Annotated in this window: 18 protein-coding genes; 15 read left to right on the plus strand and 3 right to left on the minus strand. The window is 40.8% G+C overall.

Translation table 11 applies throughout. The features are described from left to right. Window positions 1-433: 433 nt before the first annotated feature. The 13 genes from QE450_RS22060 to QE450_RS22120 all read left to right on the plus strand — a co-directional run bounded on the left by QE450_RS22060 (window position 434) and on the right by QE450_RS22120 (window position 20,830). The gene (locus QE450_RS22060; protein ID WP_307302155.1) at window positions 434-1,711 is read left to right on the plus strand and encodes a vWA domain-containing protein; all 1,278 of its coding nucleotides are present in this window, start codon (window positions 434-436) and stop codon (window positions 1,709-1,711) included. 78 nt (window positions 1,712-1,789) lie between these two features. Continuing rightward, complete coding sequence (locus tag QE450_RS22065; protein ID WP_273614575.1) at window positions 1,790-2,446, plus strand: beta-mannanase; 657 nt, start codon at window positions 1,790-1,792, stop codon at window positions 2,444-2,446. 16 nt (window positions 2,447-2,462) lie between these two features. Beyond that, entirely contained in the window at window positions 2,463-3,725 is a 1,263-nt protein-coding gene (locus QE450_RS22070; protein ID WP_273614576.1) for a TRAFAC clade GTPase domain-containing protein, read from the plus strand. After that, complete coding sequence (locus tag QE450_RS22075) at window positions 3,722-6,943, plus strand: GAP1-N2 domain-containing protein (RefSeq protein ID WP_307302157.1); 3,222 nt, start codon at window positions 3,722-3,724, stop codon at window positions 6,941-6,943. The genes QE450_RS22070 and QE450_RS22075 overlap by 4 nt, the downstream gene beginning before the upstream one ends. A gap of 106 nt (window positions 6,944-7,049) precedes the next feature. Next, window positions 7,050-8,090 carry a YheC/YheD family protein gene (locus tag QE450_RS22080; RefSeq protein WP_274171178.1) on the plus strand — a complete coding sequence of 347 codons (1,041 nt, stop codon included), beginning with the start codon at window positions 7,050-7,052 and terminating at the stop codon, window positions 8,088-8,090. Window positions 8,091-8,153: 63 nt separating this feature from the next. Next, window positions 8,154-9,194 (plus strand): YheC/YheD family protein, encoded by a 1,041-nt coding sequence (locus QE450_RS22085; protein WP_307302159.1) that lies wholly within the window; start codon window positions 8,154-8,156, stop codon window positions 9,192-9,194. Window positions 9,195-9,232: 38 nt separating this feature from the next. Beyond that, the gene (locus tag QE450_RS22090) at window positions 9,233-10,939 is read left to right on the plus strand and encodes an FAD-dependent monooxygenase (RefSeq protein WP_307302161.1); all 1,707 of its coding nucleotides are present in this window, start codon (window positions 9,233-9,235) and stop codon (window positions 10,937-10,939) included. A gap of 141 nt (window positions 10,940-11,080) precedes the next feature. Then, window positions 11,081-14,668 carry a TerB N-terminal domain-containing protein gene (locus tag QE450_RS22095; protein ID WP_307302163.1) on the plus strand — a complete coding sequence of 1,196 codons (3,588 nt, stop codon included), beginning with the start codon at window positions 11,081-11,083 and terminating at the stop codon, window positions 14,666-14,668. 7 nt (window positions 14,669-14,675) lie between these two features. After that, the gene (locus QE450_RS22100; RefSeq protein ID WP_307302165.1) at window positions 14,676-16,091 is read left to right on the plus strand and encodes an ATP-binding protein; all 1,416 of its coding nucleotides are present in this window, start codon (window positions 14,676-14,678) and stop codon (window positions 16,089-16,091) included. Continuing rightward, entirely contained in the window at window positions 16,088-18,295 is a 2,208-nt protein-coding gene (locus tag QE450_RS22105; protein ID WP_307302167.1) for a DEAD/DEAH box helicase, read from the plus strand. The genes QE450_RS22100 and QE450_RS22105 overlap by 4 nt, the downstream gene beginning before the upstream one ends. Window positions 18,296-18,500: 205 nt before the next feature. Beyond that, entirely contained in the window at window positions 18,501-19,610 is a 1,110-nt protein-coding gene (locus tag QE450_RS22110) for an FAD-dependent monooxygenase (RefSeq protein WP_273614584.1), read from the plus strand. A 73-nt stretch (window positions 19,611-19,683) separates the two neighbouring features. After that, window positions 19,684-20,430 (plus strand): GTP cyclohydrolase II, encoded by a 747-nt coding sequence (locus tag QE450_RS22115; protein WP_273614585.1) that lies wholly within the window; start codon window positions 19,684-19,686, stop codon window positions 20,428-20,430. Between the two features lie 211 nt (window positions 20,431-20,641). Then, window positions 20,642-20,830: an aspartyl-phosphate phosphatase Spo0E family protein gene (locus tag QE450_RS22120; protein ID WP_273614586.1), complete on the plus strand. Its 189-nt coding sequence runs from the start codon at window positions 20,642-20,644 to the stop codon at window positions 20,828-20,830. Window positions 20,831-20,976: 146 nt separating this feature from the next. On the opposite strand, the gene QE450_RS22125 is transcribed toward QE450_RS22120, so the two are convergent. The 3 genes from QE450_RS22125 to QE450_RS22135 all read right to left on the minus strand — a co-directional run bounded on the left by QE450_RS22125 (window position 20,977) and on the right by QE450_RS22135 (window position 23,870). After that, on the minus strand, window positions 20,977-21,807 hold the full coding sequence (locus tag QE450_RS22125; RefSeq protein WP_307302169.1) for an aldo/keto reductase: 831 nt from the start codon (window positions 21,805-21,807) through the stop codon (window positions 20,977-20,979). A 77-nt stretch (window positions 21,808-21,884) separates the two neighbouring features. Next, window positions 21,885-23,120: a CynX/NimT family MFS transporter gene (locus tag QE450_RS22130; RefSeq protein ID WP_274171171.1), complete on the minus strand. Its 1,236-nt coding sequence runs from the start codon at window positions 23,118-23,120 to the stop codon at window positions 21,885-21,887. Window positions 23,121-23,186: 66 nt separating this feature from the next. After that, on the minus strand, window positions 23,187-23,870 hold the full coding sequence (locus QE450_RS22135; RefSeq protein ID WP_307302796.1) for a FadR/GntR family transcriptional regulator: 684 nt from the start codon (window positions 23,868-23,870) through the stop codon (window positions 23,187-23,189). Window positions 23,871-24,134: 264 nt separating this feature from the next. Between QE450_RS22135 and QE450_RS22140 the strand changes: the two genes are divergently transcribed. Both QE450_RS22140 and QE450_RS22145 read left to right on the plus strand, forming a co-directional pair. After that, window positions 24,135-25,205, plus strand: coding sequence for a GGDEF domain-containing protein (locus QE450_RS22140; RefSeq protein ID WP_307302171.1), 1,071 nt, complete (start codon window positions 24,135-24,137; stop codon window positions 25,203-25,205). 160 nt (window positions 25,206-25,365) lie between these two features. After that, the gene (locus QE450_RS22145) at window positions 25,366-26,370 is read left to right on the plus strand and encodes a GGDEF domain-containing protein (protein ID WP_307302173.1); all 1,005 of its coding nucleotides are present in this window, start codon (window positions 25,366-25,368) and stop codon (window positions 26,368-26,370) included. The last annotated feature ends 217 nt before the right edge of the window (window positions 26,371-26,587 follow it).

The raw sequence follows: 26,587 nt of genomic DNA on the forward strand, positions 1-26,587 counted from the left end.
AGTGGCTCCTCCATTTCTTGTATACACTTATTTGAAAAATTATTCGTTGTAAAAAGTCATTCAATAGATTAAAAGAAAAATCTCTTCAAAGCTTTTCAAAATTCTTTAAAAACTATGTAGCCACTTACCGCGTAACGAAGGGGCAAAGATTGATCCGAAAGCAGCGTAGCGTTCGCATTACAAGTTTTCTTTAGAAAACTACTTCGTAAGCATATGCTAGATTCGGATATCGACCGTCTAGCGGTCATTCAAGATATCCGACCTTAACAGCGAGCGAAAGGATAATCTTTTCCTCGAAGTGGTCAAACTTACACTCATTCCCTACATAGCTTTTTCATCTACTTCATTAAAATTTAGATGTAAGGATACACTTCAATCGCTCAAATGTATAAACGAAATGTCACATATTCATATGAAAGGGGAGATGCCACGTATGCAACGCAAAGTGAATTGGCTTATGGTATTGTTTAGCCTTATTGGAGGCGCGATCGGATTTATCATAGGAGAATGGTTGATTCATTCTTATTTTGATCGGATGCCACGAGTGCTTCTTATTGGATTGTATTTTGGAATTATCAGTCTATTTATTGGTGGATTTTGTTTGTTAGCTGAAACGATTTCACCGAAATTAAATGGAGCATCCTGGCGTCAACGTTATGCAGGGCTTTCGTGGAAATTATTTGTACCCGCTACTTTGGTGCTTATGTTTTTAGGAGGACTTGGTGGAGAAGCGATTTACCAGATCGGATTCAATGGAGTCAAATCGATTCGCGACGTTGTCGTAGTGATCGATAACTCCGGGAGTATGCTAGAAACCGATGCACAGAACCAGCGTTTTCAAGCAGTGAAAAATATGGTCAATTCGATGGATGATGACAAGCGTGTTGGGATTATCGGATTCAGCGACCAAGCAAATGTAGTATTGCCGTTGACCGAAATCAATGATGCTTCCAAACAGCAGATTACAGCTACGATGGATGCGATGACAACGACTACAGGTGGTACTAACTTTACAGGTGCTTTGGATACTGCAATGCAACAGATTACTGCTCAAAATGATGATACTCGTGGTACAGTCGTCATTATGTTGTCTGATGGATATAGTGCGCTGGATATGTCTGCACTTGCTCCTTATCAAGCCAAATCAATTTCGATCAATACGGTTGGTTTGAATTTGACAGATGCAGGCGGCACGAATCTACTTACAGATATCGCGAGTCAAACAGGCGGTAACTATTACAATGTAGCTGATGCTTCGCAATTGCCACAGACGTTCCAACAGATTTACGATACATTAGACAAACGTACCCTGGTAACAGAACGTAGTGAACCTTTTTATAGCAATCTGTATTATGTGATTCTGCATGTGATACTGGTGATGTTATTAGGCGCATTGATGGGTGTAGGTATGGGATTAATGTTCGACAATCGCTTTTTGGCACGTAGCTTCGGAATCGGTGGCGGTGTAGCTGGATTACTCGCTGGTTGGTTATTGGAGTGGGGGATCGGCAAAACGGATTGGACAGACGGAGTGATACGCTTTTTAGCAGTTATGATTCTGGCATTTATTATTGCACTATTCACATTGGTTGTTCCGATTGGTGAAAATAGTAAACGTATGATCAAACGCAGTTCTACACCACCGCCACCTACACCTTCAGAAGGCCCACGTCGACGTCGTGGAACAAGTAGTGGTACATTTCAACGTTAATTACGTTTTGTTTCATTACAGATACATTTAAATACAGTCAAACATAGATAGAAGTAGACTCAGAAGGGGGATCTTTATATGCTGTACACCGAACTGAAAACCAATCAAGGAATCCATGGTTTGACCGGACAAGCGCAAGATGGATTGTGTACATTGCGTTGGTTATGGCCACGCGATACAGAAGCGGTCTATATTGAAAAAGTAACGCAGATGTCCGCAGTTGGCGAAGAAGGTAGTTCATCAGATCAGCCAGATTCTTCTCCTGCGAGTCTGCGTCTATATACCAAAGAAGAATATAAAGCGAACAATGGATATATCGAAAGAGTCGATCATTTTGGTAGGATGACATATACCGTATATATGACGTATGAAGAACAAGGAGAAACTGTACTTGTGCGTCAACCGGATGGTCAAAATACGATTGAACTTAGTGCAGGCAAAGCCAAAATTTATTACTCGATTAAGCAACAAGGAGTATGGTTTGGCAAACGTAAAACGGTGCGAATCGAAGTTCATGCAGAAGTGCCTATTCCCAAAGAAGTATTATGTTATGTGAAAAAAGAAGGCGGGTATGCTGTCAATAAAGATGATGGGATTGTATATCCATTTGCAGCTCCTTTTCAAGCAGGACGTAATGAATTGCCCGCGATTGAGGTAGGCAAAAATGAATATGTAAGACTCTTTTTTACCGATGGACGTACATACGGACAGATGTACGAATTGATTTTGGAGTAGGGGGAAGATCGTTGAGATGAATATCTTCGATTGGTTTAAAAAGAAACCGGAAGCCGCGCCTAGACCGTTATTTTACGATATCGTTTGCCCGTATTGTTTTAATAAATTTTCACCGGAAGAAGTAGAATTTCGTGCTTCACATCACCGTGAAGATGATGAAGATTACGGACTCGGTGAAGATGCAAAATTAAACAAATACCGTTCTCGCTTTGGGCTGGATACGGTTCATGATATGGAAGCGGTATTGCTACCAACAGATGTTCCTGAAGAACAGCGTATTTATTCGGATCATGTACTGGTGGGACTCAATGACCGCTATGGTGAAGTCACACGTCGTCGTCTGTGTCCGCATTGTCATAATGAATTACCAGTTACTTCAGGCAAAGTACCTAGCAATATTATTTCGATTGTGGGTGCTTCGCAGGTAGGTAAGTCTGTCTATATGACAGCACTAATCCATACGTTGCAAAATACTACAGCAGAAAATTTTGATGCCGCCTGTATGCCACTGACCACAGAGATTAGTCGCAAGTTCCGTATCAATTATGAAGAGCCTTTATTTGAACGTGGCGATCTACTGGGTTCTACGCAAAAAGAACGGATGCAAGAACCGTTTATTTTCCAATTTGTTTTCAAAGATGAAGAGAAGCCACCGTTAACACTAGTGTTTTTTGATGTAGCTGGTGAAGGTATGGTTGATCAGGATTATTTGGGACTGCATGGTCAGCATATTAAAAACTCTGCGGGGATTTTGTTTATGGTCGATCCGCTTCAGATTCGCTCGATTCGAGATCGTATTCGGATTAAGCTTGGTGACGATAAAGGAGAATGGGTGTCTCGTTATGATGAGCCACGTGATGTCGTACTAACTTTATTTAGCGATTTTATAGCTCATCAAGAAGATAGCAAAACCAATATTCCAACAGCTGTTGTGCTGACCAAAAGCGATATGCTGGAATCATTGCGTGGAGATGAAGGGGAATATATCAAATCCAACAGTAATGTGTTCCATAATGTAATTCATCGTGATTATTTTGATTTGAATGAATTTGAAAATATAGATGGTGAAATTCGCCGCTTTATTGAGCGTGTCGATCGTCCATTTAAAGGAACGATGGATGTATATTTCAAAGACACTGCTTATTTTGCTGTCTCGGCATTAGGAAGTAATCCTATCGACCAGAAGCTACAAAGTGTCGTTAGTCCGATTCGTGTCGATGAGCCATTTATCTGGTTATTGTACAAACTGAATTATATCGAGGGGAGAGGAAACGCTTGAGTTTATTCTCGAATGCCCTGATCGATCAACAGATGTATACCCGGGAGAAAAGTGGTATTTTCCGCTCTACCGAGGGGTACGATACGATTGCCAAATCGTCTAGACTCGATAACTCGTTTATCAAAAAGTATATTCATCCGTTATGCGTATATGATGCACCGGCAGAGTTGTTAGCCAAAGGTGAAAAAGAAGATGCTTTATTTCCGTCTGCTTTACAATTGGTACGACTGGAAAATGGTGATATTGTACTGGGAAATAGCCATTACGTAAATGCTGATTTTACAGGGTTAAGAAGTACATTCTTTTCTCACAATTATGTGATTCCTGCGGGGCGTGCTGAAGAATGGGTACATCACTATGATCGTTGGTTACAAGCAGATTTTGAGGAAAAGTATGATGTAGAGCAAGGGCAAGACTTACCACAATTGCAAGATATTCCGTCTACCCCGTCTGCTTCAAATAGCATGGCTGTATTAGAGGAATTAGGAATAGATGGAGCTACTTTTCGGCAATTGATCGGTGCAGTGATGTCTGCGATTCATAAGCGTCGTAAAGTATATATTTCGCTGAATGTACCGATTACTGAATTGTCTGTATATGCGAAGCGATTAACAGCGGTGATTACAGAAGCGCTTCCTTACGCTTTCCGTCGTCGTCTAGGATTTACCACTTATGCGAAAGAACCCGAAAGCCGTAAAGGGATTCAATTGATGTTCGTTGAAAGTGGTTCGATTCGTGCGGGTGATCGCAATATTGAGCGTGATTATCATTTTGACTGGAGTACAGGTCGTATTCATCCAGCTCAACCGGAAAAAGCAGGTCAAGTATACACCGAATGGGTCTGGGAGCATATTACACAACCGGATCAATTGCGTGCATTACAAGAATTTGCTGATAGCGGGCAAGCAGGAATCGATGCTTCGACAGAAGAGTTACCTGATCCTGCACATTATGATGAGTGGACAACGTTGTTTCGTGTAGAAGCGGGCGACGAACAATTGTATAGCGAGCATCCTGCGGCTATTTTGCAGTCGTTGCTTAAACATTTACGACCAGCAGGCGCGCTGGATTCTGCAATGCGTGTCAATGATTTATTTTTATCGCGTTTTGATCGTGAATTTGATGAAGTACGGACAGGTGTTGTACCGGATATTGCGATTGCAGAATGTTTTGCAGAGTATTACGGTATCGATGAAGTACATACCGGACGCAAAATTGTAGAGTATTTTATCTGGGCGATTCGTAATGCTGTTGCGGCAGGACAGACAGCAGCAAGTCAGGCATTCTATGTAATGATGGAGAAACATCCTGCTTTAAATGATGCATTTATCAAAATGGCAGGTAGTCAGCCTAGTCTTGCAGTTATGTTATTAAATCCGTTAATAGAACGTAAATTCCATCAAGCACAGACTGTTGAAGAAGTGATTCAATTGGCTGTAGAATGGGGCACGACCTATCCAGATTTACTAGAGATGGACGATTATTGTAATCGTGCAGGTCAATCTTTTATGGAAGCATTACGGCATAGCTCTGACTTGATGATCGCTACAGGTAAAGTATTTACTTTATTAGATGAAGTAGATACCGGTTCATTACATGGAAAAGTGATTCCACCCGAAGCTTGGAGACAATCCGGTCTAGGAGACGATATGCGAGCTTCTGCGGAACGATTGTTATTGAATGATCTGGAATGGTCAACACTGACTCGTGAGAAGTTGTTGCAAGCAGATTTCCTATCTCTTCCGTTACCAAGTGATGAATATCCTGAACGTGCTGATCGCCGTCTCAATGCCAAAAAATTAGCACTCCAATTATTATATATTTGGTTTACTGAAAAAGAATTATCCGCAGATTTAATGAATTTATTGCATCAATTGCAACCGAATGAGAAAGATCAAGTACAACAACTAGGACGCTTATGGCTAGCCGATGATATTCGAAAAGGACAATTCGGACGGTTGGCGGCAGCTTTTAGCTATAGTGCTGAACCGAATGACTTGGATTATTCTGCAATGGTAGAAGCGGTTCGCCAGCATGCGAGTACTCCTGAACAAATTTATACTTTTTTCCATTGGTCAGAAGGACGTGCAGAATTTATGCTACCTGACCCTGCTTCATCGGCTAGCGATCATTTGTTAGATAAAGATCGAGTTCGTACAGCCGATACTCCCAAAAAAACATCGGGTCGCAAGTCGCAAAGTCCAAGATTTGTACCTGCTTATGAGACCGCTATTCTGGCGTATTTTCGCAGACATGATCCAGAAGCATTTCGCAGAGGAGAACTTGCTTCGCAAGCGAAAGCTGATTTTCCCAAAGAAGGGCCAGCATTGCGAGCAGTATACCTTAAAGCAAGAGATGAATTAGCTACACCATTATCAAAATGGTTTAAACGTAATCGCAAACGTATGCCCTTATTAGCGCTACTAGCGGTTGTCTTACTGGTAGCGATCGGTGGATTATCTGTATATGCATTAAAAGTATTTGGCGTGATTACTGTCGAGCAAGCGGCACCTGCGGTTGATCCGATACCAGAAGTGACCGAACCGCCGACAGAAACCGTTCAATTGCCCAAAGTAGTAGTCACATTATTGACTCCAGATGCAGATACCAGTGCAACGCCAACAACAGGTACAGATAACAGTAGTACCAGTACTAGTACTAGTAATGCGACAGGTCTTGCTTTTCACTTTGCAGATCTAGCTACTTGTGAAGCATTCAAACCTACTAAAGCAACATTGCTGATGGGGAACGGGCAAAAGGTAGATTATACTCAATTGAATGCCAAGTCGCTTTGCAAAGCGTCCACGAGTAGCGGGAATACTTCTTCTGATTCTTCAGCAGAAGATGCTACAACCAACCGTACCGACGACACATCCAGTACTACAGGTATGAGCGATAATCCTACGATAGCTACTGTAGCAGCAACTTCTGAATCGACTACAGATTCAGATACAACCGATACGATAGATAGTAAAGGCTCAACCAATGCTACAACCGACACAGGAACAACCGATTCTTCTACATCAAGTACATCACCAACAGAAGAAACAGAACCTGTATCTGAAGCTCAATTGACTGAAAGTAATCCATATACAGTCACGATTGATTTGCCAGCCAAAACAGATAGTCATAATATCAACAAAATCAAAATTGATAGCACTGAATATGCTATAACATCTATTAGTACAGATTCAGCAACAACTGATTCCTCTAGCTAAACGTTTGAATGTGCAAAAGCTCGCTTTTCTGTTTTTAAGAAAGCGAGCTTTTGCTATATGTTGTACTATGAAATCACAACAAGAGTAGAAAGCAAAGGAGATCATTATGGAAAAACGATTGTCGATTGGCATGATGATTGGCTGGAAAATACGATTAGATTTACCTCTGGCTTGTGCATTAATAGCACACAGTCAAGAAGTTGATTTTTTCTACTTTTATCCTGCGGGTGTAGATGAACAGACACGTACGATTGAAGGGCAAGCATGGGACGGCACACAATGGATCACCGGAACATTTGCATATCCTGATGTGATCTATGATCGGATGCGTCGCAAAGGTTCAGATCAATTCGGTAATATCTATGAAAAATTAGCAGGTATTCCTATCACTCATACGCTGAGAGGACGCTCTATTGTCAAAACGAAAGTCTATAATGTGCTTCGCGGGGATGCGAATTTGAAAAAGTCACTAATTCCTTTTATGACGATGAGAGATCCTGAAAAAGTAATCGAATTTGTTCATAAGCATCAACGTGTGATTTTCAAAGCAGATGGTGGGGCATCTGCTCAAAATATGTTTACAGTAGAAGTGAAAGATGATGGATATGAAGTGTTCGATCAGACTTATTTGCATACGATGAATCAGGAACAAATGCTTGAGGTGGTTACGGTATTGATTGAACGTAGATATTGTGCACAGAAATTAATTCAAAGTACAACAGTGCAAGAGTTTCCATTTTTTATTCGTGTTCATGTATCCAAAGACGGTCAAGGGCAATGGATGGTTGCGTTCTGTTCAGTCTCTTTGTCGCTTAATCCGATGATCAAAGTAACAAATAGCGAAAGTACATTTCGTGTGACCACCACATGGACTCGCTTTCTCAATCATCAATTCGGAGAACAACCGGGTGGTTCAATGGATCGCAAAATTCAAGCATATGCGATTGAAATCTCGCAATATCTTGAACAGCAATGGGGTACAGGATTTCACGAAATAGGATTAGACCTCGGAATTGATAAGCAAAATAAAATTCGATTGTTTGAAGCAGGTCTGGGGATACCGGATACTTCTTTCCATAATATAGAGCTGGCTCAGCCTGCGATCGCTTACTGTCAATACTTAGTGCGTCAGTCGCAATCTTCTTAAAAAGCGATCATAGCTTGTCTAATCTATCTATAAATACATTGCATAAAAGCAAAGGAGAATACGATGGAGAAGCGATTGTCGATTGGGATGCTTATCGGTTGGAAAATAGAGCCTGAATTGTGTCTAGCTAGTGCGATGGCAGCAAGCAGTCATCAAGCGGACTTTTTCTATTTCTACCCTGGCGATGTGAAGGAAGCAACACGTAAAATTCGTGGCAAAGAATGGAATGGTACAAAATGGGTCTACAACACTTTTGATTATCCTGATGTGATCTATGATCGGATGCGCCGCAGAGGATCAGATCAATTCGGCAATATTTATGAAAAGTTAGCGGGTATTCCAATAACACATACCCTTATAGGCAAGTCGATGTACAAAACAAAAGTGTACAATCTACTGTTAGGTGATCCTGAGCTTAAAAAAATCGTAATCCCTTTTATGACTATGCGAGAACCGGAGAAGGTGATTGAATTTATTCAGCAACATCAGCAAGTCGTACTCAAAGCCGATCGAGGCGCTAAAGGCGAGAATACTTTTACAGCAGAAGTAAAAGGAGACATGCTGGAAGTATTCGATCAGACGTATATTCATCAGATGAACGCTGAGCAAACGATGGCTTTGGTAGAATTATTGACGGAACGACGCTATTGTGTACAAAAATTAGTGCAGAGTAGTACCGTTATACAAGGATTTCCTTTTTATATTCGAGTGCATATTGCCAAAAATGGCAAAAACGAATGGATTGTCGCTTTTTGTTCAGCAGGGATTTCTTTAAAATCCAATATTAAAATAGCCAATAGCAAAAAAACACTGACTGTATCTACTACATGGAATCGATTTTTGGAGCATCAATTTGGTGAAGAAGTGAACGGGCCGATGGATCAAAAAATACAAAAAACTGCCCTACAATTAGCAAATTATTTGGAATCACAAATTGGATCAGGATTTCATGAAATCGGGTTGGATATTGGTGTAGATGAACATCGCAATATTTGCTTATTTGAAGCTGGAATCGGACTACCATCGACACTGTTTAATTACGTAGAATTGGCGCGCCCGGCTATTGAGTACAGTCTGTATCTAGCACGTCAATCATTGAAATAGCATATATCATCATTTTGGAGATGAAAGGAAAGGTAGATATGGTTATCAACGCTGATATTCATCGGACTGCTCCTGATTGTGATGTGTTGATTGTAGGCGCAGGTCCTACAGGACTTACGCTAGCAATTGAACTAGCAAGACGCGGTATATCGTATCGAATTATTGACAAAGCACCGCATCCTTCCAAATATTCCAAAGCATTAGGTGTGATGGCACGTACATTAGAATTATTACATCAAGCAGAGGTGGCAGATACATTAATAGCTCAAGGGCATCAAGTCACAGGGATGCAAGCATCTAGCTATAACAAAGTATTAGCACAGGTAAACTTTACTTCATTAATTCAGAGCCCTTATCCCTACGTACTGATGGTTCCGCAAAGTATCACCGAACAAGTGCTAATTGATCGCTTAACATCACTCGGAGGTACTGTAGAGCGACAGGTTCAATTAACTGCTCTGCAACAGCTAGATCAGCCTCAGCAATATGTACAGGCAATTATTCAACATACAGACAAATCTGCTCAGTCTGAAGAAAAGATATTGGCACGCTGGGTAGTCGGTTGCGATGGAGCTCATAGTACTGTGCGTCATCTCAGTGATATTGCTTTTGAAGGCGAAGTACTGGCTCAATCGTTTGCTCTAGCTGATGTACAGATCGATTGGAAGCAAGATCATAATAAGCTGTATGTCTATCTGAATAAAGGCTATCTGACAGCTCTTTTCCCGATGCTGAATCACCGACACCGGGTTATTATTGGCATGCCACCGGATCATGCTGTAACCTCTTCTGCTTCCGATCAATCTATTGAATTAGCAGATATTCAAGCAGTACTGGATATTTGTCTGCCGATCAAAGTTACTATTTCAGATCCGATCTGGTTAGCAAAATTTGCTGTACATCAACGGAAAGTGAAGTCTTACCGTACAGGTCGCATTTTTCTAGCAGGAGATGCTGCTCATATTCATTCACCTATCGGTGGACAAGGAATGAATACAGGGATACAAGATGCATTTAATCTAGGTTGGAAATTAGCGCTAGTCTGTCAGGGGTATGCTTCCGATACTATACTGGATAGCTATCATGCTGAACGTGAACCGATTGGACGACAATTACTACGTGGAACCTCTCTTTTTACCCGGTTAGCGACAACCCGATATTCTGTACCGATTGCGATTCGCAATACAGTCGCTCCATTACTATCTTCTCGTAAAGTAATCCAAAAGCGATTGTTCAGTCTAATCTCCGAAACAGGATTGGCTTATCCCCACAGCCCTATTGTGCAACAAGGCAAAGGCTGGCAACGACCAATGCTTCATGCAGGAGAGCGAGCACCTGATGGAGGATACGGACAATCATCTCGCCATACGCTACTTTTATTTACAGGAGAACATCCTGTAGTCGCAAGCCCGAAGCCACCCACACTTGAAGATGAGATCGAAGAGCCAGATCACCGTTCATTGTTGACTCAAGTAGCTGTAAAATGGAAAGATATTATTGATATCCATATTTTATTACTGGATCAACCATTAATGACTTCATTATCACTACCATCGCATATTCATACCGATCCAGACAATCATCTGCATCAACAATATGGAATGGGCAAAGGTGGCTATGTGCTGATTCGTCCAGATGGATATATCAGTTATATTGGCAGTCTAACTGATGAAATGGACTTGATAGGCTGGGTACATCGTTCTTTTCAGATACCGGCTAGACCTTCCTCACCTATTCAATTGTAGAAAATCTGTAGAAAATAAAAAGAAATAAACGAAAATATGTTCGTAACCTATACCATTCTTCGGTCTGCTTCATGTATAATGGGATATTATGTTTACCAAACGGATGATCAATATTATTAAAGGAAAGGCAAGGAGTCTATTATGCATTCACCATCGCCACTATCCTATACAGACAGAACCTATACGGCATTATTAAGCTTCGAAGAAGATCGAGGCTTTTTCCTGCATATTTCGCGCGCCGATGGAGTCGTTGAAGAGGAACAAGCTGAGGAAGTACAGCAGATGGTTATGGGTAAAACGCTTCGTAATGCTGAACATAGATGGCAACACTCCTCTTACGGTCATAGCGAATGTCTGCTCAAACCGGAAGAAGCGCACAAATTATATACACGATTGACCAGATTAGTACCGGGCACATTAGAGTTATTTGATGGTACACCGATTGAAGCAAGTTACGATGGTAGCGCTGAAGCTGTTCTTTCTGGCGGGAGTGAACCTGCTACGACTATCGCTATCTCTACATCTTCAGAATCAAGCTATACTGTAGATGATCTGGATCATTATCTTGAAGATGTTCCTGATGAAGAAATCGTCTATGGTATCGATCCTGCCTATGCACAAGATCAGTCTTTTCAAGTTGCTGAAGAATATATTCCATATGCTGCTCCAGAAGAATTTACAGATAGTATTCATATGGATGCCAAATGGGTGCTTGAAGGCAGACGAGACGAGAAAAATGGTGTCGGACAAGTCACAGCTGTACCGATGATCGAGATCAGTGGGATTCGCTATCCTGCTGTAGAATTATCACGTCGTCTAGGTGCATCTGGAACGTATGTTGGATTACATGAGCATGGACAGATCGAAGCAGATGTACTACGCGAATTAGGGTTAGGGCCTATGGGTAGAATGGCTGACGGTACATCACTTGATAAAAATAGTAAATTAACATCGCAAGAAATTATTCAGCGTGGTTCTGAACGACTCAGCGGCCCGTGGGAACAATTGCTGATTCCAGATTTGGCTTTACCGGGTACAGAACGTGATTTGACGCAACATTTTGATTTTCTAACACATTGGGGAATTTCTGGCGGGATTCTAGGCGGAGTGATGAAGCATAGTGAATCGCTACAGCATTTTCTGGAAGCTTATATTCGCAAATTTCCAGCATGTAAGATTGCGATTATTGGTAAAAAGCCTTTACTGACTGGATTGCAAAAGCTATGGCAACCGACACTCGGATCATACTGGCAAGAAGCATCTGAATTGTCGAGCAAAACAAGCTCAACCAAAAATAAATCGACATTACCATTGATTGCTGTACCTGCTAGTCTATTGACTGGAAGAACAGCGCTGTTGCCAGGTGGAGTCGATATTGCGATTTATTTAGAACCTGATGAATTAACAGATAGTGTAACGAGCAAAGTATACAAAGCTATGAATAAGTTAACTACCCGCTTACGGTTGGCGATCTATGCAGAAGGTCAACATTTGGATGAACCTCATATGCGAACAGCTCAGACCAGTCTGCTCAAATTATTTCATTCTGTAGTACGTGAATATGCGATTGTCGATCCCGACCATCCATTGACCGAGTTACCACCTGCTTTTCCAATGGTGGTCAAGCGTGCACTTCAATCGGGATTACCACAAGTAAGTGAGCGCAAAGGTGGATTTGCTGAATTTGAATGGGGAACAGAAGAACGGGGATTGCGTATTCCTGAACGTCCTGCTGACCTTTCTATTCCTAACATAGACACAACTATAGACGAAGATTGGAAAAAAGATCATATTATCTATGACCATCAAGGCTGGTTACAGTCTTTTCAATATAAAAAAGAAGATAGTCCTTCTGTTACTTTGCCACCTGAATCTACAGCAGATCAACAATCTGCAAGCGAGAGAGAACAGGACGACATCAGTGGCTATGAAATGGATCTTAATCAACCACCTACTTACAAAGTAGTTCATTCTACTGGAAAAAGTGCTTCTATTCCGGTCGATACTGCTTCGATGTCTACATGGAAGATTCCGCCTATAAATGCTGCTGAACATGAAAGCATTTATTCGCAGGATCAAGCAAAAGGCGATATCGCAGAAGTCGATTTGTCGGTAGATCATCGTGTTGCTCATGATAATCATGCACAAGAGATCGTGCTAGATAGCGAACTTGCACCACGCTATGTATCGTATGAAGATTCATCGAAGTATGGTTCATCAGAGACCGATGAAGAATTGCGCTCTCAATCATCGATTCAGACCGCAGAGCATGTTTTTGCGAAGCGCGCACATGAAATGATAGAACATCGTGAAGAAGAAGCTGAATTTGTTCCATTTATGAGTTATTGGCCGACTTATGAGAGTATGACATGGCGACAGAAAAAGTGGTATTTCTACTGGCGTCAAGAAGTACGTGAAGGTCGATATCCAGCAACAGATTTATCGTATATTTTCTTAATGTGTTACGAAATTATCAATGGCGCAGGATGGACAGAACCGTTAGAAGGGCATCAATATCTAATGAATCTATGGCGTCAATATCGCAAAAAGTTTATCAAATTAGATCGATATATCCCGCAGTGGGTACTTGATTTTGGACAAGTTCATGACCTGCATGAACCGCTGAGTGAATTTATGATTGAAGCATCTGATCATTTGCCTACTGAATTAGCTGATCTGGAATGGGAACGTATCTGGTCAGCCCAACCAGCACAGATTCCTTTTGCACTGGTTCATCAATTACTTGATTATGATATGCAGCGTAGCCGATTCTATGTGGAAAAAGGTAGCGAATGGATACAAGAATATGTGCCTAAAGTGTTGGCGGCGGTCGATGCTTTTCTAGATAAGCAACAAGGAGCAAGGTTGATCCAGATTTTCCGTCCACCTGTATATCGGGAGACTGAACGTTATTTGTTCCGCAGTGCTGTCTATGATGCTACAATCTACGGGCGTACTGTTACTGTCAGACGATTGCCGTTATGTGAGCACAAGCCACTACGAGAATTTTTGACAGGTATTATCAAATTAACAGAAAATGAATTTCGTCGTCATCTGGAATTTAGCGGTCGACTTCGTATCAATCCACCGGTTGAACCAGAGATTGCTCGCTTGATCGAACGGTATATCAAGCGTATATTTACAGTGCCAGAAGAATTACCTGCACCAAGACAAGTACAGATTGATACATCGGTACTTGAACAACTACAAGCGGATTCTAATGTGGTACGTGATATGTTGACTTTGCGTGAAGAACAGAAGATTAGCAATGAAGAAGAATGGACAACATGGATCGCTGAACATGCATTAGCTGTAGATGCTGAATCACCATTGGTAGAAGAAGAGCCAGAGATAGGCACACAACAAGACACCCTCCAATCAGTAGACGATACAGAGCAGACGTTACAAGCTCAATCATCTCTTCCTCAGGATCAACTTACAGAAGAGGTGAGGATGAGCATTGCTCCGTTGCCTGCCGAACTGGATAACGAATGGCAAGAGTGGATCGATGGCTTACAGACGCATCATATTCAATTTTTGGGCGCATTGTTAGATGAAGCGGATGATTCAGTATTGCGTGATATCGCTAGTAAAGGTGGCACAATGCCAGCACTGCTAGTCGATGAAATTAATGATCTGGCGATGGATACAATCGGTGACCTTTTGCTTGAAGAAGGTACGATTATGGAAGAATATAGAACAGTGCTTGATGCAATCATCATGAGGTGAAAAGAAAATGAATGAAGTTAAAATTCCCAAACGGATCACCACTGCATTAGTGAACTCTTTTGCGGCAGGAGTTGTTCCCCGTATCGGTCTGGAACATGTAGCGGTTGGTCGTAAATATGAAGTAGAATCTATTTTGCGTGAGCTGGATAATGTAGCTGATGGCGGAGCGGCTTTCAAATTAATCACAGGTCGATATGGTAGTGGTAAAAGCTTTTTGCTACAAATGATCCGTAATTATGCAATGGATCGCGGATTTGTAGTCGCAGATGCCGACCTATCTCCTGAACGCCGTCTTACCGGTTCCAAAGGTCAGGGACTTGGCACATATCGCGAATTAATGACCAATCTATCGACTCGTACCCGTCCAGACGGTGGAGCGCTTGAATCGATGTTACAGAAATGGATATCGACCCTTCAACAACAAGTGATGGAAGAAAACAATGTATCTGCAGACGATCCATCTATAGGGATTGAAGTGCAACGCCGTATCCATTCAGTAACGTCTGAAATGGAAGGCTGGGTGCATGGATTTGATTTTGCCAAAGTGTTATCGGCGTACTGGCAAGGGATTCGCTTAGGTGAAGACACGCTCAAACAATCGGCACTACGCTGGTTGCGTGGCGAATATCCAACCCGTACCGAAGCCAGACGTGAATTAAATGTAGGTGTGATTATTGATGACGATGGTTGGTATGATTATATGAAATTATGGGCAGAGTTTGCTGCTCGCATTGGTTATCAAGGATTGCTATTATTTGTCGATGAAGGTGTTAATTTATACAAAATTTCTAATAGTGTATCCCGTCAAAGTAATTATGAAAAGTTGTTAACGATCTTTAACGATACGATGCAAGGTAAAGCAGGGCATCTCGGTGTATTTATCGGTGGCACACCGCAGTTTGTCGAAGACCCGCGTCGTGGATTATATAGCTATGAAGCTTTACGTTCCCGTTTATCTGAAAGTCGGTTCGGTAGCAGTGGAACCAAGAACTTTGCAGGGCCTGTGATTCGACTAGAAATGTTATCACATGAAGAAATATTATTAATGTTACAAAAGTTACGTGATATTCATAGTCAGCATCACAAGTATGGATCGACATTAGAGCAACATCAACTGGTCGCTTTTATGCAAATTGCTGTCTCACGCATGGGGGCAGAAGAACTGCTGACTCCGCGTGAAGTGGTACGCGATTTTATTGATTTGCTTAACACGCTTCATTTTAATGAAGAATTATCGTTTGATGAATTGTTAGGGCAGTTAGCGACAGCGCCGACCAATCCGCATGGCGGTGGATATGCGGCTGATGCTGATGCATTGCCTAACTCAGCCTCCAGTCAGCGTACACCATCTAGAGGATCAGCTTCACCTACACCTGCACCCAAAGATGAAGTCGATGATTTTTTAGCGGAGTTTGATCTATGAGTAGAAACCATCCATTTTATCGGTTGGCTCCATTTATTCAGGAATATATGTATCGTAGTGGTTGGAAAGAAATGCGTGAAGCACAGGTAGAAGCTTGTCGGGTGCTTTTGGATACTTCCCATCATTTACTGATTGCGTCCGGTACAGCTTCTGGTAAAACAGAAGCTGCTTTTTTTCCAGCATTAACCGCATTACATGAACATCCGTCCAAATCGGTCGGCATTTTATATATAGGGCCTCTCAAAGCATTGATCAATGATCAATTTGAACGGCTTAAAGGGGTTTTGCGTGATTCGGATATTCCGGTCTGGCACTGGCATGGGGATGTTCCTCAATCACAGAAAACCAAATTAATGAAAAACCCTTCTGGCATTTTACAAATTACACCGGAGTCACTGGAAGGATTGTTGATGAACCGTCCCAATTCGATTCCAGCGCTGTTCGGCGATCTTCGTTATATTGTAGTCGATGAAGTGCATGCGTTTATGGGAGCCGATCGGGGAATTCAAGTACTCTCACAATTATCCCGTATTGAGCGTATGGGTGGCTGTCGTCCTCAACGAATCGGATTATCTGCGACCCTAAGCGATTACGAAAGTGCGACCCAGTGGTTAGCCGCAGGTACAGGTCAACCGGTTGAGATTGTATCACCGGAAGGCAATCGTAAGTTGCGTTTGAGTATTGAACACTTTTCATTTCCTAATGCTCGAAATGAAGAACAAGCTCAACAATTAGAATATGCGCAACAAGCGTATCATAACTTTATCTATGACCAAACCCATCATAAAAAAGCGCTGATCTTCACCAATAGTCGCTCAGATGCGGAGTATATGACGCTCGAAATGAGAGCTGTTGCTGCTAAGCGTCAAGAACCGGATATTTTTCATGTACATCATGGCAGTATCTCGGCATTGTTACGAGAAGAAGCCGAAGCAGCTCTACGTGAAGGATACGGCCCTGCTGTAGCGGCGGCGACACTGACACTTGAACTAGGCATCGATCTGGGTGAATTAGAGCGTGTTATTCAATTAGGTGCGCCTTATTCATGCTCTAGCTTTGTTCAGCGATTAGGACGTTCAGGGCGACGTGAAGGGTCTGTATCAGAAATGATCTTTGTCTGTCCGGAAGAAGAGGATGAAGAAGCACAATTGCCGGCACGTATGCCATGGATTATGTTACGAGCGATCGCAGTCATTGAATTGTATGTGAAGCAGAAATGGGTAGAGCCTTTCAGTGCACGCAAATTGCCTGTCGGTATTCTGTATCACCAGACGATGAGTATACTCAAAAGTATGGGCGAAGCAGAGCCTGCTGAATTGGCGCGTGCTATTTTGACATTACCGCCTTTTCGCCATTTTAGTGCAGAGCAATACCAATCGTTTCTTCAATACTTACTGCAACTGGATCATCTTCAATATACCGAAGAAGGCACATTAATTATCGGGTTAGCCGGAGAAAAGATCGTCAACAATTTCCGCTTCTATGCCGTATTCAAAGACGATGAAGAACATGCTGTCTATAATGGATCAGAAGAAATAGGTTCGATTACGACCGTTCCACCACCGGGCTATTGCTTTTCACTGGCAGGCAAGCTCTGGAAAGTCGAAGAGATCGACAGTCGCCATCGGGCAGTCTATGTCAAATCTTCGAAAGGGAAAGTAGATACGCTCTGGCTTGGCGCAGGTGGTGATATCGATACCATGATTATGCAGAAGATTCGCGAAATTTTAGCATCCAATGATCATTATCCTTATCTAGCCCCTCAAGCCAAAACCCGATTAGAACGAGCACGTCGATTAGCAAGAGAAACCGATTTGCTCAAAAAGATCGTGTTACCTGCTGGTGGGGATTCCTGTTTTGTTTTACCATGGGTTGGTAGCAAGTCCTTCCGTACATTGGAACGATTGCTCAAGCATAATCTATCCGAACGTCTAGGACTACGAGCAGTAACACCGCTAGAGCCTTACTATTTTGTCGTATCCGGTCAAGCAGATGCTGCTGAGATCGAAGCTGAGATTATCGCAGAATGTGAACGGATCGAGAATCCTGAACAATTACTGGCAGAAGAAGAGGCTCCTTATATGGGCAAATACGATGAATTTATTCAACCATTGCTGGTACGGCAAGCATTTGCTACAGATGGATTAGATATCGACGGTTTGAAAAGTGGATTAAATTCCCAGAAACCTCAAATTAATTTGTAATGTTCAACCGATAAAGAAGCTAGGGCATGCGTCGCTCTAGCTTTTTTCATATCGTAAAATGTATAGGTGATCGGGTATGATAAGTAAAAGTTGACAATGATTATTCTCTTAAATATAATTAACTTATTAAAAGTAACTAATAAATATTATTATTGAAGCTGTAATAAATAAAGCTACTGAAAAGCAAGGTAAGGAGAAATACACAATGGAAAAAGTGGCAGATGTATGTATTGTTGGCGCAGGTCCTGGTGGTGCATTGTTAGGTTATTTGCTGGCTACACAAGGGATATCCGTCATACTGTTAGAACGGCATAACCATATTGATAAAGAGTTCCGTGGTGAACATTTAAATACACAAGGGGAGCAGATTCTGAAGCAATACGGACTTTATGAAAAAGTGCGTGAAGCAGGGCTGTTGCTTATGGAACGTGTAGAATATTTTCAACATGGTCAAATCATCAAAACGATTCAACCTGCACCTGGAGAACAACATACAGGGATTCATGTTCCTCAAAAACATCTGTTACAGGTTCTGTTAGACCAATCTTCTGTATACCCTAACTACGAATTAATGATGAATACCACTGTTATTGATCTGATCAAAGACGAGCAGTATGGTAATGTTAACGGTGTTAAAGTACGACATGATGGACAAGAGTTAGTGATCCATAGTGATATCGTTATAGGTACCGATGGACGCTATTCTTCTGTACGTAAGCTTGCCGGAATTCATGCAGATATCGTAAAACATGGATTCGATCTATTATGGGCACGTATTCCTGCACCTGAACAATGGCCGCCTACAGTACGTATGGCACTGGCACAAGATGCGCAATTGTCGCTGTTCAGCCAAGAAGGCGGTTATATCCAAATCGGTTGGAATATTCCGCAGGATACGTATCCTCAACTACGCAAAACACCGTTTCAACCATTTGTGCGTTCATTGACTGAAGCTTTTCCTGAATTACAATCTATCGTAGAACAGCATATCGTATCGTGGGAAGATTTTGTATTACTCAAAGTACAAAGCTGTGTCTGCGATACATGGGTACAAGATGGACTGGTGATTATGGGCGATGCTGCTCATACCTTTAGCCCGACCGGAGCGATTGGTGTGAACAGTGCGATGCAAGATGCTCATATTTTAACACCGATTATTATAGATGCACTGGCTACACGCAATTGGAGTGCTAACCGGTTAAAAGAATTCGAACAAGCTCGTCGTGCGGAGACTAGAGCTGAACTGGATAGTCAATTTGTCAAAGAAGCTGCTTTTCGCGCGCAATTTGCATCTTTCCAGCATGAAGGCATATAATCCATATCATTCAATACAACGTATCTTACAATAATATCTATGATCCAACATACGGACTTTGGAGGTAATAACCATGATTAATCCTAAAATTACAGCTGCTTTGCAAGATCATATTAAGATTGTACCAAGCGCTGATAAATCTATATATTTGGTCGGCCCGATTCGTTTACCTGTCAATTTGGATAATGAAACAGTTGTATTCCAGTGGTACTGCTGGTTGCGCTGTGACAGTATGCCAGGTAATCTCTGTGGCGAAGGTGAATATGATCAAGCAGCAATTATTGAAATGTTATCTTCCTCTAATTTAGCAGAAGCGCAACAGTCCAGTGTATTGGTGTATGGTGATTTCAAAGAATCTCCTGACGCTTTGATTCGTATGCATAGCATTTGCCATACAGGGGATATCTTTGGTAGCAAACGGTGCGATTGTGGATTCCAATTGAAGCAGTCGATGAAAATGATTGCCGCTCATGGATCAGGTGCTTTATTTTATCTAGCTAATCACGAAGGTCGCGGTATCGGTCTGTTCAGTAAAGCAATGGCTTATGTATTGCAAGAACAAGGATTAGACACAGTAGAAGCGAATTTGGAACTTGGCTTTGAAGATGATATGCGTAATTATGATGATGCTATTGCAGTTCTGAATCATTTACGTACATTGCCTGTAACTTTGATTACTAACAATCCTCGCAAATTAGAAGCATTGCAACGCTCTGGTGCTGAAGTGAAAGAACGTGTGCCGTTATGGGGAGACATTTCAGAATTTAATGAAAAATATTTAAAAACAAAAGTAGCTCGTTCAGGGCATTTCGGTTCATAAGGCAATCTGGTGACAATCGTTCACTTTATAATCTAAAGTACGTGTAAATCTGATATGGTAGAATTAGGAATCGTTTGGTAAAATTCTTAGAAAGTACTCTATTTGCATCTAGTACTATAATAGTGAAGACCATGATTGTAGAAGAGTCAGAGAAAAGAATGGTTTTCACTATCACGCTTTATATAAGATACCGCGGTAGGAGGTGAGTTTCTTGGAACATCTAAAAAAGATTGAGGAATCGATAGAACTAGAGCGCCGGGAACTTAATGAAATGGTGCAGTTTTACGACCTTCACGATCGCCGCGTATTGGACCAGTCTAGAAGAGTAGATTCCATACTTAATCAATACAACCATCTCAAGCAAGCTTTACTAGGCACTCGTAGTTCAATTGTAGGTTGATCGCTTATACTGAAAAAGTCATTTAAGTAGTAAGTAGCTACTTCGCTCTTCTTATGCTTCCGGCACTCGTCGGAAGCTTTTTTGTATCAAAAAAAAGCTTGAATGCACCGCTGTAATAGCAGTACATTCAAGCCTTTATTAGTGATTTAGAAATCAAAGTTGTCTGGATCTGGACCGGTACGCTCGTTTTTGTTCAGCGCACTGATACGATCAATTTCTTCGACAGTCAATTTGAAATCAAAGATTTCAGCATTAGACGCAATCCGTTTTTCTTTGACAGAACGCGTAATCACGACTACACCTTTATCCAGTACCCAGCGCAAGATAACTTGAGCAGGCTCTTTACCGTATTTATCAGCGATCTCTTTGATCACTTCATTATCAAATAATTTACCGCGTGCGAGTGGAGACCATGCTTCCAATTGAATTCCTTTTTCTTCACTATATGCAAGCAATTCAGATTGCGTTAATAGCGGGTGGAATTCAACTTGATTGACCGCAGGAACCACTTTAGCATCTGCTAACAAATCATCCAAATGATGAGTTTGGAAATTACTTACGCCGATCGCACGAATACGTCCGTCTTTGTATAGTTTTTCCATAGCACGCCAAGTATCTTTATATTTACCTGCAACAGGCCAGTGAATCAAATATAGATCCAATACGTCTAGATCTAATTTTTTCATCGTTTGTTCAAAAGCAGCAAGGGTAGATTCATAACCTTGATCTTTATTCCATACTTTAGAAGTAATAAATAGTTCATCACGAGCAATCCCTGATTCTTTGATTGCTTTGCCGACGCTTTCTTCATTACCGTAAGCAGCAGCTGTATCTATTGCACGATAACCGCTTTTAAGTGCAGCTTTTACCGAATCAATCGCTTCATTACCATCTTCAACCTGCCATACACCTAGACCAAACCAGGGCATATTTACACCATTGTTCAACTTCTTCACTGAAATTAAATCAGTAGTCATTATTTAGCTCCTCCTTTAAATCTGATCTCTTATTAAACATACCCGAATTTGAGGATAATCACACAGGTTATGCTTAATTAGCTGGCAGAAGCCGGTTTTTCTTCAGGATGGATAAAGCCTTTACCGCCTGCCATCATTCCGGTATACAAAATAATAAAGGTAGCAATGACCAGCAGACTGAGCGGTAATTTCCAGTTGCCAGTGATATCATGCAATATCCCGAAAAGTGTTGGGCCACAAGCCGCAAGCAAGTAACCGATAGATTGGGACATACCGGATAGATCAGCCGCTTGGGTAGCCGTATGTGTGCGCAGACTAAAGAACATCATAGATAGACTGAATGAAGAAGCACCTGCAATCCCTAGCAAAATCAAACAAATAGCCGTCCACCATAAGTGCCCATCAACAAAAATAATACCAAGCAGTGAAATCAAGTACAGCATGACTGTAAATAAAACAAGAGGACGCTGTGTTTTGAGCTTCGCGGCTAGAATAGGAATAATAAAGTTAAATGGCAACATCGAAAATTGCATTAAAGATAACATATATCCAGATTGGATATTGGTCAGCCCTTGTTCTTGCAAAATATCAGGTAACCAAGCGATAGATACATAGAATATCATCGATTGCATACCCATAAAGATCGTGATTTTCCATGCCAAAGGCGAACGCCATACACTGCGAGTAGCATGAGCGGTATGTTTTAGCAATTTGGCGGGTTGATTATAACGTTGTTGCGGAATCCATAAGATCAAAGCAACCATTGCAAGCATAGTCCAGATCAAGATCGAACCTTTCCAACCGAGTCCTGCATTGGCTAAAGGCAAGCTAACCGCAGAAGCAGTAGCGGCAAATACATTCATACAGATTGAATAGATACTGGTCATAATACCGACACGAAAAGGAAATTCACGTTTGATCATTCCAGGCAAAATAACATTGACGATTGCAATCGCAAGACCGGTCAAAAAGGTACCGATTAAGAGCATAGTTAATCCACCAAATGGACGTAACCAGCCACCAAGAGTTAATACCATCAGGGATACGATAATAATGCGTTCCATCCCGTATTTGCCTGCCATTTTTGCGACAAAAGGAGATAAAATGGCAAAAGCGACTAAAGGGATCGTTGTTAAAAATCCAGCCATTGCATTAGATACAGGGAAGTCCTGCCGGATAAGATCCAACAATGGACTAATAGCTGTAATTGGACTACGCATATTAAGAGCTGTTAACAAAATACAAATCAATAAAAAAAGCGGATTACGCAGGGATAACCCTGACTCCGCAGTCTCCAACGAATGACGATTCATTTCTATAGTCCTTTCTACAACGCCTGGCAATACATAAGCGTTGACCTTTCTAATATGCGCTTGATACTACGAAGAGTGATCTAGCGACTGAAGTCGATCTGTAAAATAAGTAATATAATCATCAACGATCAACATCGCTTGTTCACTATGCTGTTCACGAATCGCTTGGATTAAATTACGATGCCCTGTGCAGTAAGAATCATTGAGCACGGTAGTACTGGTAATCGACATTTGAATTTGTTCAAAAAGATGAGCATACAGATCAATCAGCAATTGATTATACGAAGCCGCAGTAATAGCTTGATGTAGCTTAAAGTCTGCTTCTACAAATTGCTCAATCTCTCCAGCATCCATATGTTGCTGACACAAATTAGCATAATGATCCATTTGCTGTAGATCATCATCGGTTCGTCTACGGCAAGCTAGAGCTACAGCTTCTCGGTCTAGAGCATGACGTACTTCTAGAATTTCAACAACAGTAGAGTGCTGTACCCGCTTTTGCAATACCGAATGAAGTTCACTATTTGCTATTACAAAGGTTCCATCACCTTGTCTTGTCGATAATAGACCGACATGCACAAGCGCACGAATCGCTTCTCGCAATGTATTGCGACTAACGCCAAATTGCTCCATCAGTTCAGCTTCTTTGGGAATTCGTGTTCCGATCGCCCAACTATTATTTTTGATTCGTTGTTCAATCTGAGCATAGACTTGATCTACCAACGACTGCTTTTCCAATTTATTAAAAATAATGTTCACTCCTAAAGGTAGGATGATTGGTCTATTGGACATTTTATCGAAAACCTTTTAGATTGTAAAGTAAAAAAAGACAAATTTGAAGTGATTTTCATGTCAGATTGTCTTATGCTTAACAAAAAGTAAAAAAGACAGTAACTTAATTGAATGGGCAATCTTAGTTTGAATAGAGCTGAATACAGCGATCAAGCCTTTTGCTCTCAAGAATAGATAACCTATTGATCAATCGTGATTTAGAGTAAAAGGGGTACTGTATTTATGATCATAAAAGACTTGTTTATTAATTTTTGTATCATTTCTACTTTTTTATTTTTTGGTAATGCTCTTTTTCGCAGTGTGCGTAGTAATCCACGTATCAGTCCATTTGCGTTTAAGATGTTAACAGGGATTTTTCTAGGGATATTTGGCATCGTCCAAATGCAGTTCACCTTCAAATTAGATAATGGAACATTGCTTGATCTGAGACAAATTCCTATTATTGTAGCTACTGTATTAAGCGGTGGCATGGCTGGCATTATTACGACTATGCTGATTTCAATAGCACGCTTATGGTTTTCTGCTTCGATTACTGGTGTTTCTTTTTTAGGGATAGCTAATGCTTGTATTACATTTGTGATCGCCTATTTTGTATTTCGAACCAAGCCTTCTTTTCGTTACAAATGGTTTATGACTGCACTGTTATCGACATTGAATTCATTGCTTATTTTTCTGTTATGGACTGGATTTTCAAAAAAGACGACACTGATTTTATTTATTGTGGTGCTCTTTTCGTCGTTTATATTTACTTATTTGCTGATCGAACGGTTACGGCGGTATAACAAGATTTATGATGCGATGAGCAAAGAAGTTCAATTTGATTTTTTGACAGGGTTATACAACTATCGTGGATTTACATATAAATACAATCAATTAAGTCAGCAAAAGAAAATTCCTTTTTCATTACTATTGTTAGATATCGATTATTTCAAAGTGATTAATGATCAATACGGTCACTCTGCTGGAGATGCGGTACTGGCTCAATTTGCTGAAGTGCTATGTAGCAGTGTACGCTCATTCGATTATTGTTTTCGCAAAGGGGGAGAAGAATTCGCAATTATTCTTGAACATGTAGAAGAGCATGCAGAAGCGATCAGATGGGCAGAGACGATCCGCCAAAATATCCAGGAGCACAAGTTTGTGATTCCTGATGGCAGAACGGTATCAATGACAGTGTCGCTTGGGATAGGGTTTTATCCTTTATATGCTGATGACGAGTTGTTAGAAAAAACCGATCGTGCTTTGTATGAAGCTAAAAAAGGCGGAAGAAATCAGTTTTGTATCGCACACTAAAATAATAAATTTAGCCTATTTAATAAATTCTTCAGACTGACGATGTATATAGATATACTTATTATTTCCGTAGTCAGAGGGACGTGAACAAATGTTGTTCAAAGATTTATTTATGAATTTTTGTATTTTAGCTACATTTTCTTTTTTTGGAAGTATGTTATTGAATTATTTGAATGCTCATTTCAAAACAAGTACGTATATAAAGCGCCAATGGATCGGATTATTTTTTGGTTTGTTAGGAGCTACACTAATGCAATTTACATTTCCAGTAGGAGATAATGTACTATTGGATTTGCGCCAGATATCGATCGTTCTGTCGATTAGTATGGGTGGCAGTGTAGCCGGAATTATTACAACGATTATTATTATGATTACCCGAATTATATTAAGTCCGACGATTGGATTAAGTGCAATATTGGGCTTGGCCAATGCGGCAACTCTCTGTATCGCAGCTTCATGGATTTTTTCACGTAAAATTAGTTTTTATAGAAAATGGCTATATTCAGGAATTGCTTTGACGATTATTGCTATGATCTCGCTCAGTATTGTATTAGGCAGAAATGAAATTGATAAAGTGTTTGTATTTATTATCGTGGAATCCGCAGCGACTTTATTTATTTTTATGCTTACTCGATCTTTACGAAAAAATAATGAATTATTTGAAAAAGTAAGCAAAGAAGCTCAATTTGACTTTTTGACAGGCTTATATAATCCAAGAGCATTTGAGCACAAGTTCGAACAATTACAACATCAGGAAACAGATATGGCACATTCTCTGCTATTTATCGATATCGATCATTTCAAAAAAGTAAATGATGAATACGGTCATCCGGCAGGAGATGCAGTGCTATTTCAGTTGGCTAACGTGATTCAACAAAGTATTCGCAGTACAGATTATGGAGCTCGCAAAGGTGGAGAAGAATTTGCTGTCTGGCTAGAATACTGCCAATTAACTGAAGCTAAAATTATTGCCGAGACGTTACGCACCAATGTGGAGAAAAAGAAATTTGTACTACCGGATGGTAAAATCATTCATATTACAATCTCGATAGGTATTGGCATGTACCCGGCGTTATTGTGGGATGAATTATTAGAAAAAACCGATCAAGCGTTATATGAAGCCAAACAGCAAGGACGCAATCGCTCCTGCCTTGCTCAGTTTTGAGCTGTTTAGACCTTTTTAGATCCACATAATATTTTCATAAGTAAAAAAAATAGAAATACGACCTTAGTATATGGAGGTCGTATTTTTTGCTTTATATACAGCATTCTCTCTTATTTAATTTACTTTTAATTAAAAATTTACATAAAAGAGGAATTAGATAGACAAAATAGAATTATGATAATAAGAGAATCAGAATAGTCATTCTGTCTCTACCTAT

The sequence above is a fragment of the Paenibacillus sp. SORGH_AS_0306 genome, assembly GCF_030819345.1.
Lineage (GTDB): Bacteria > Bacillota > Bacilli > Paenibacillales > Paenibacillaceae > Saccharibacillus > Saccharibacillus kyungheensis.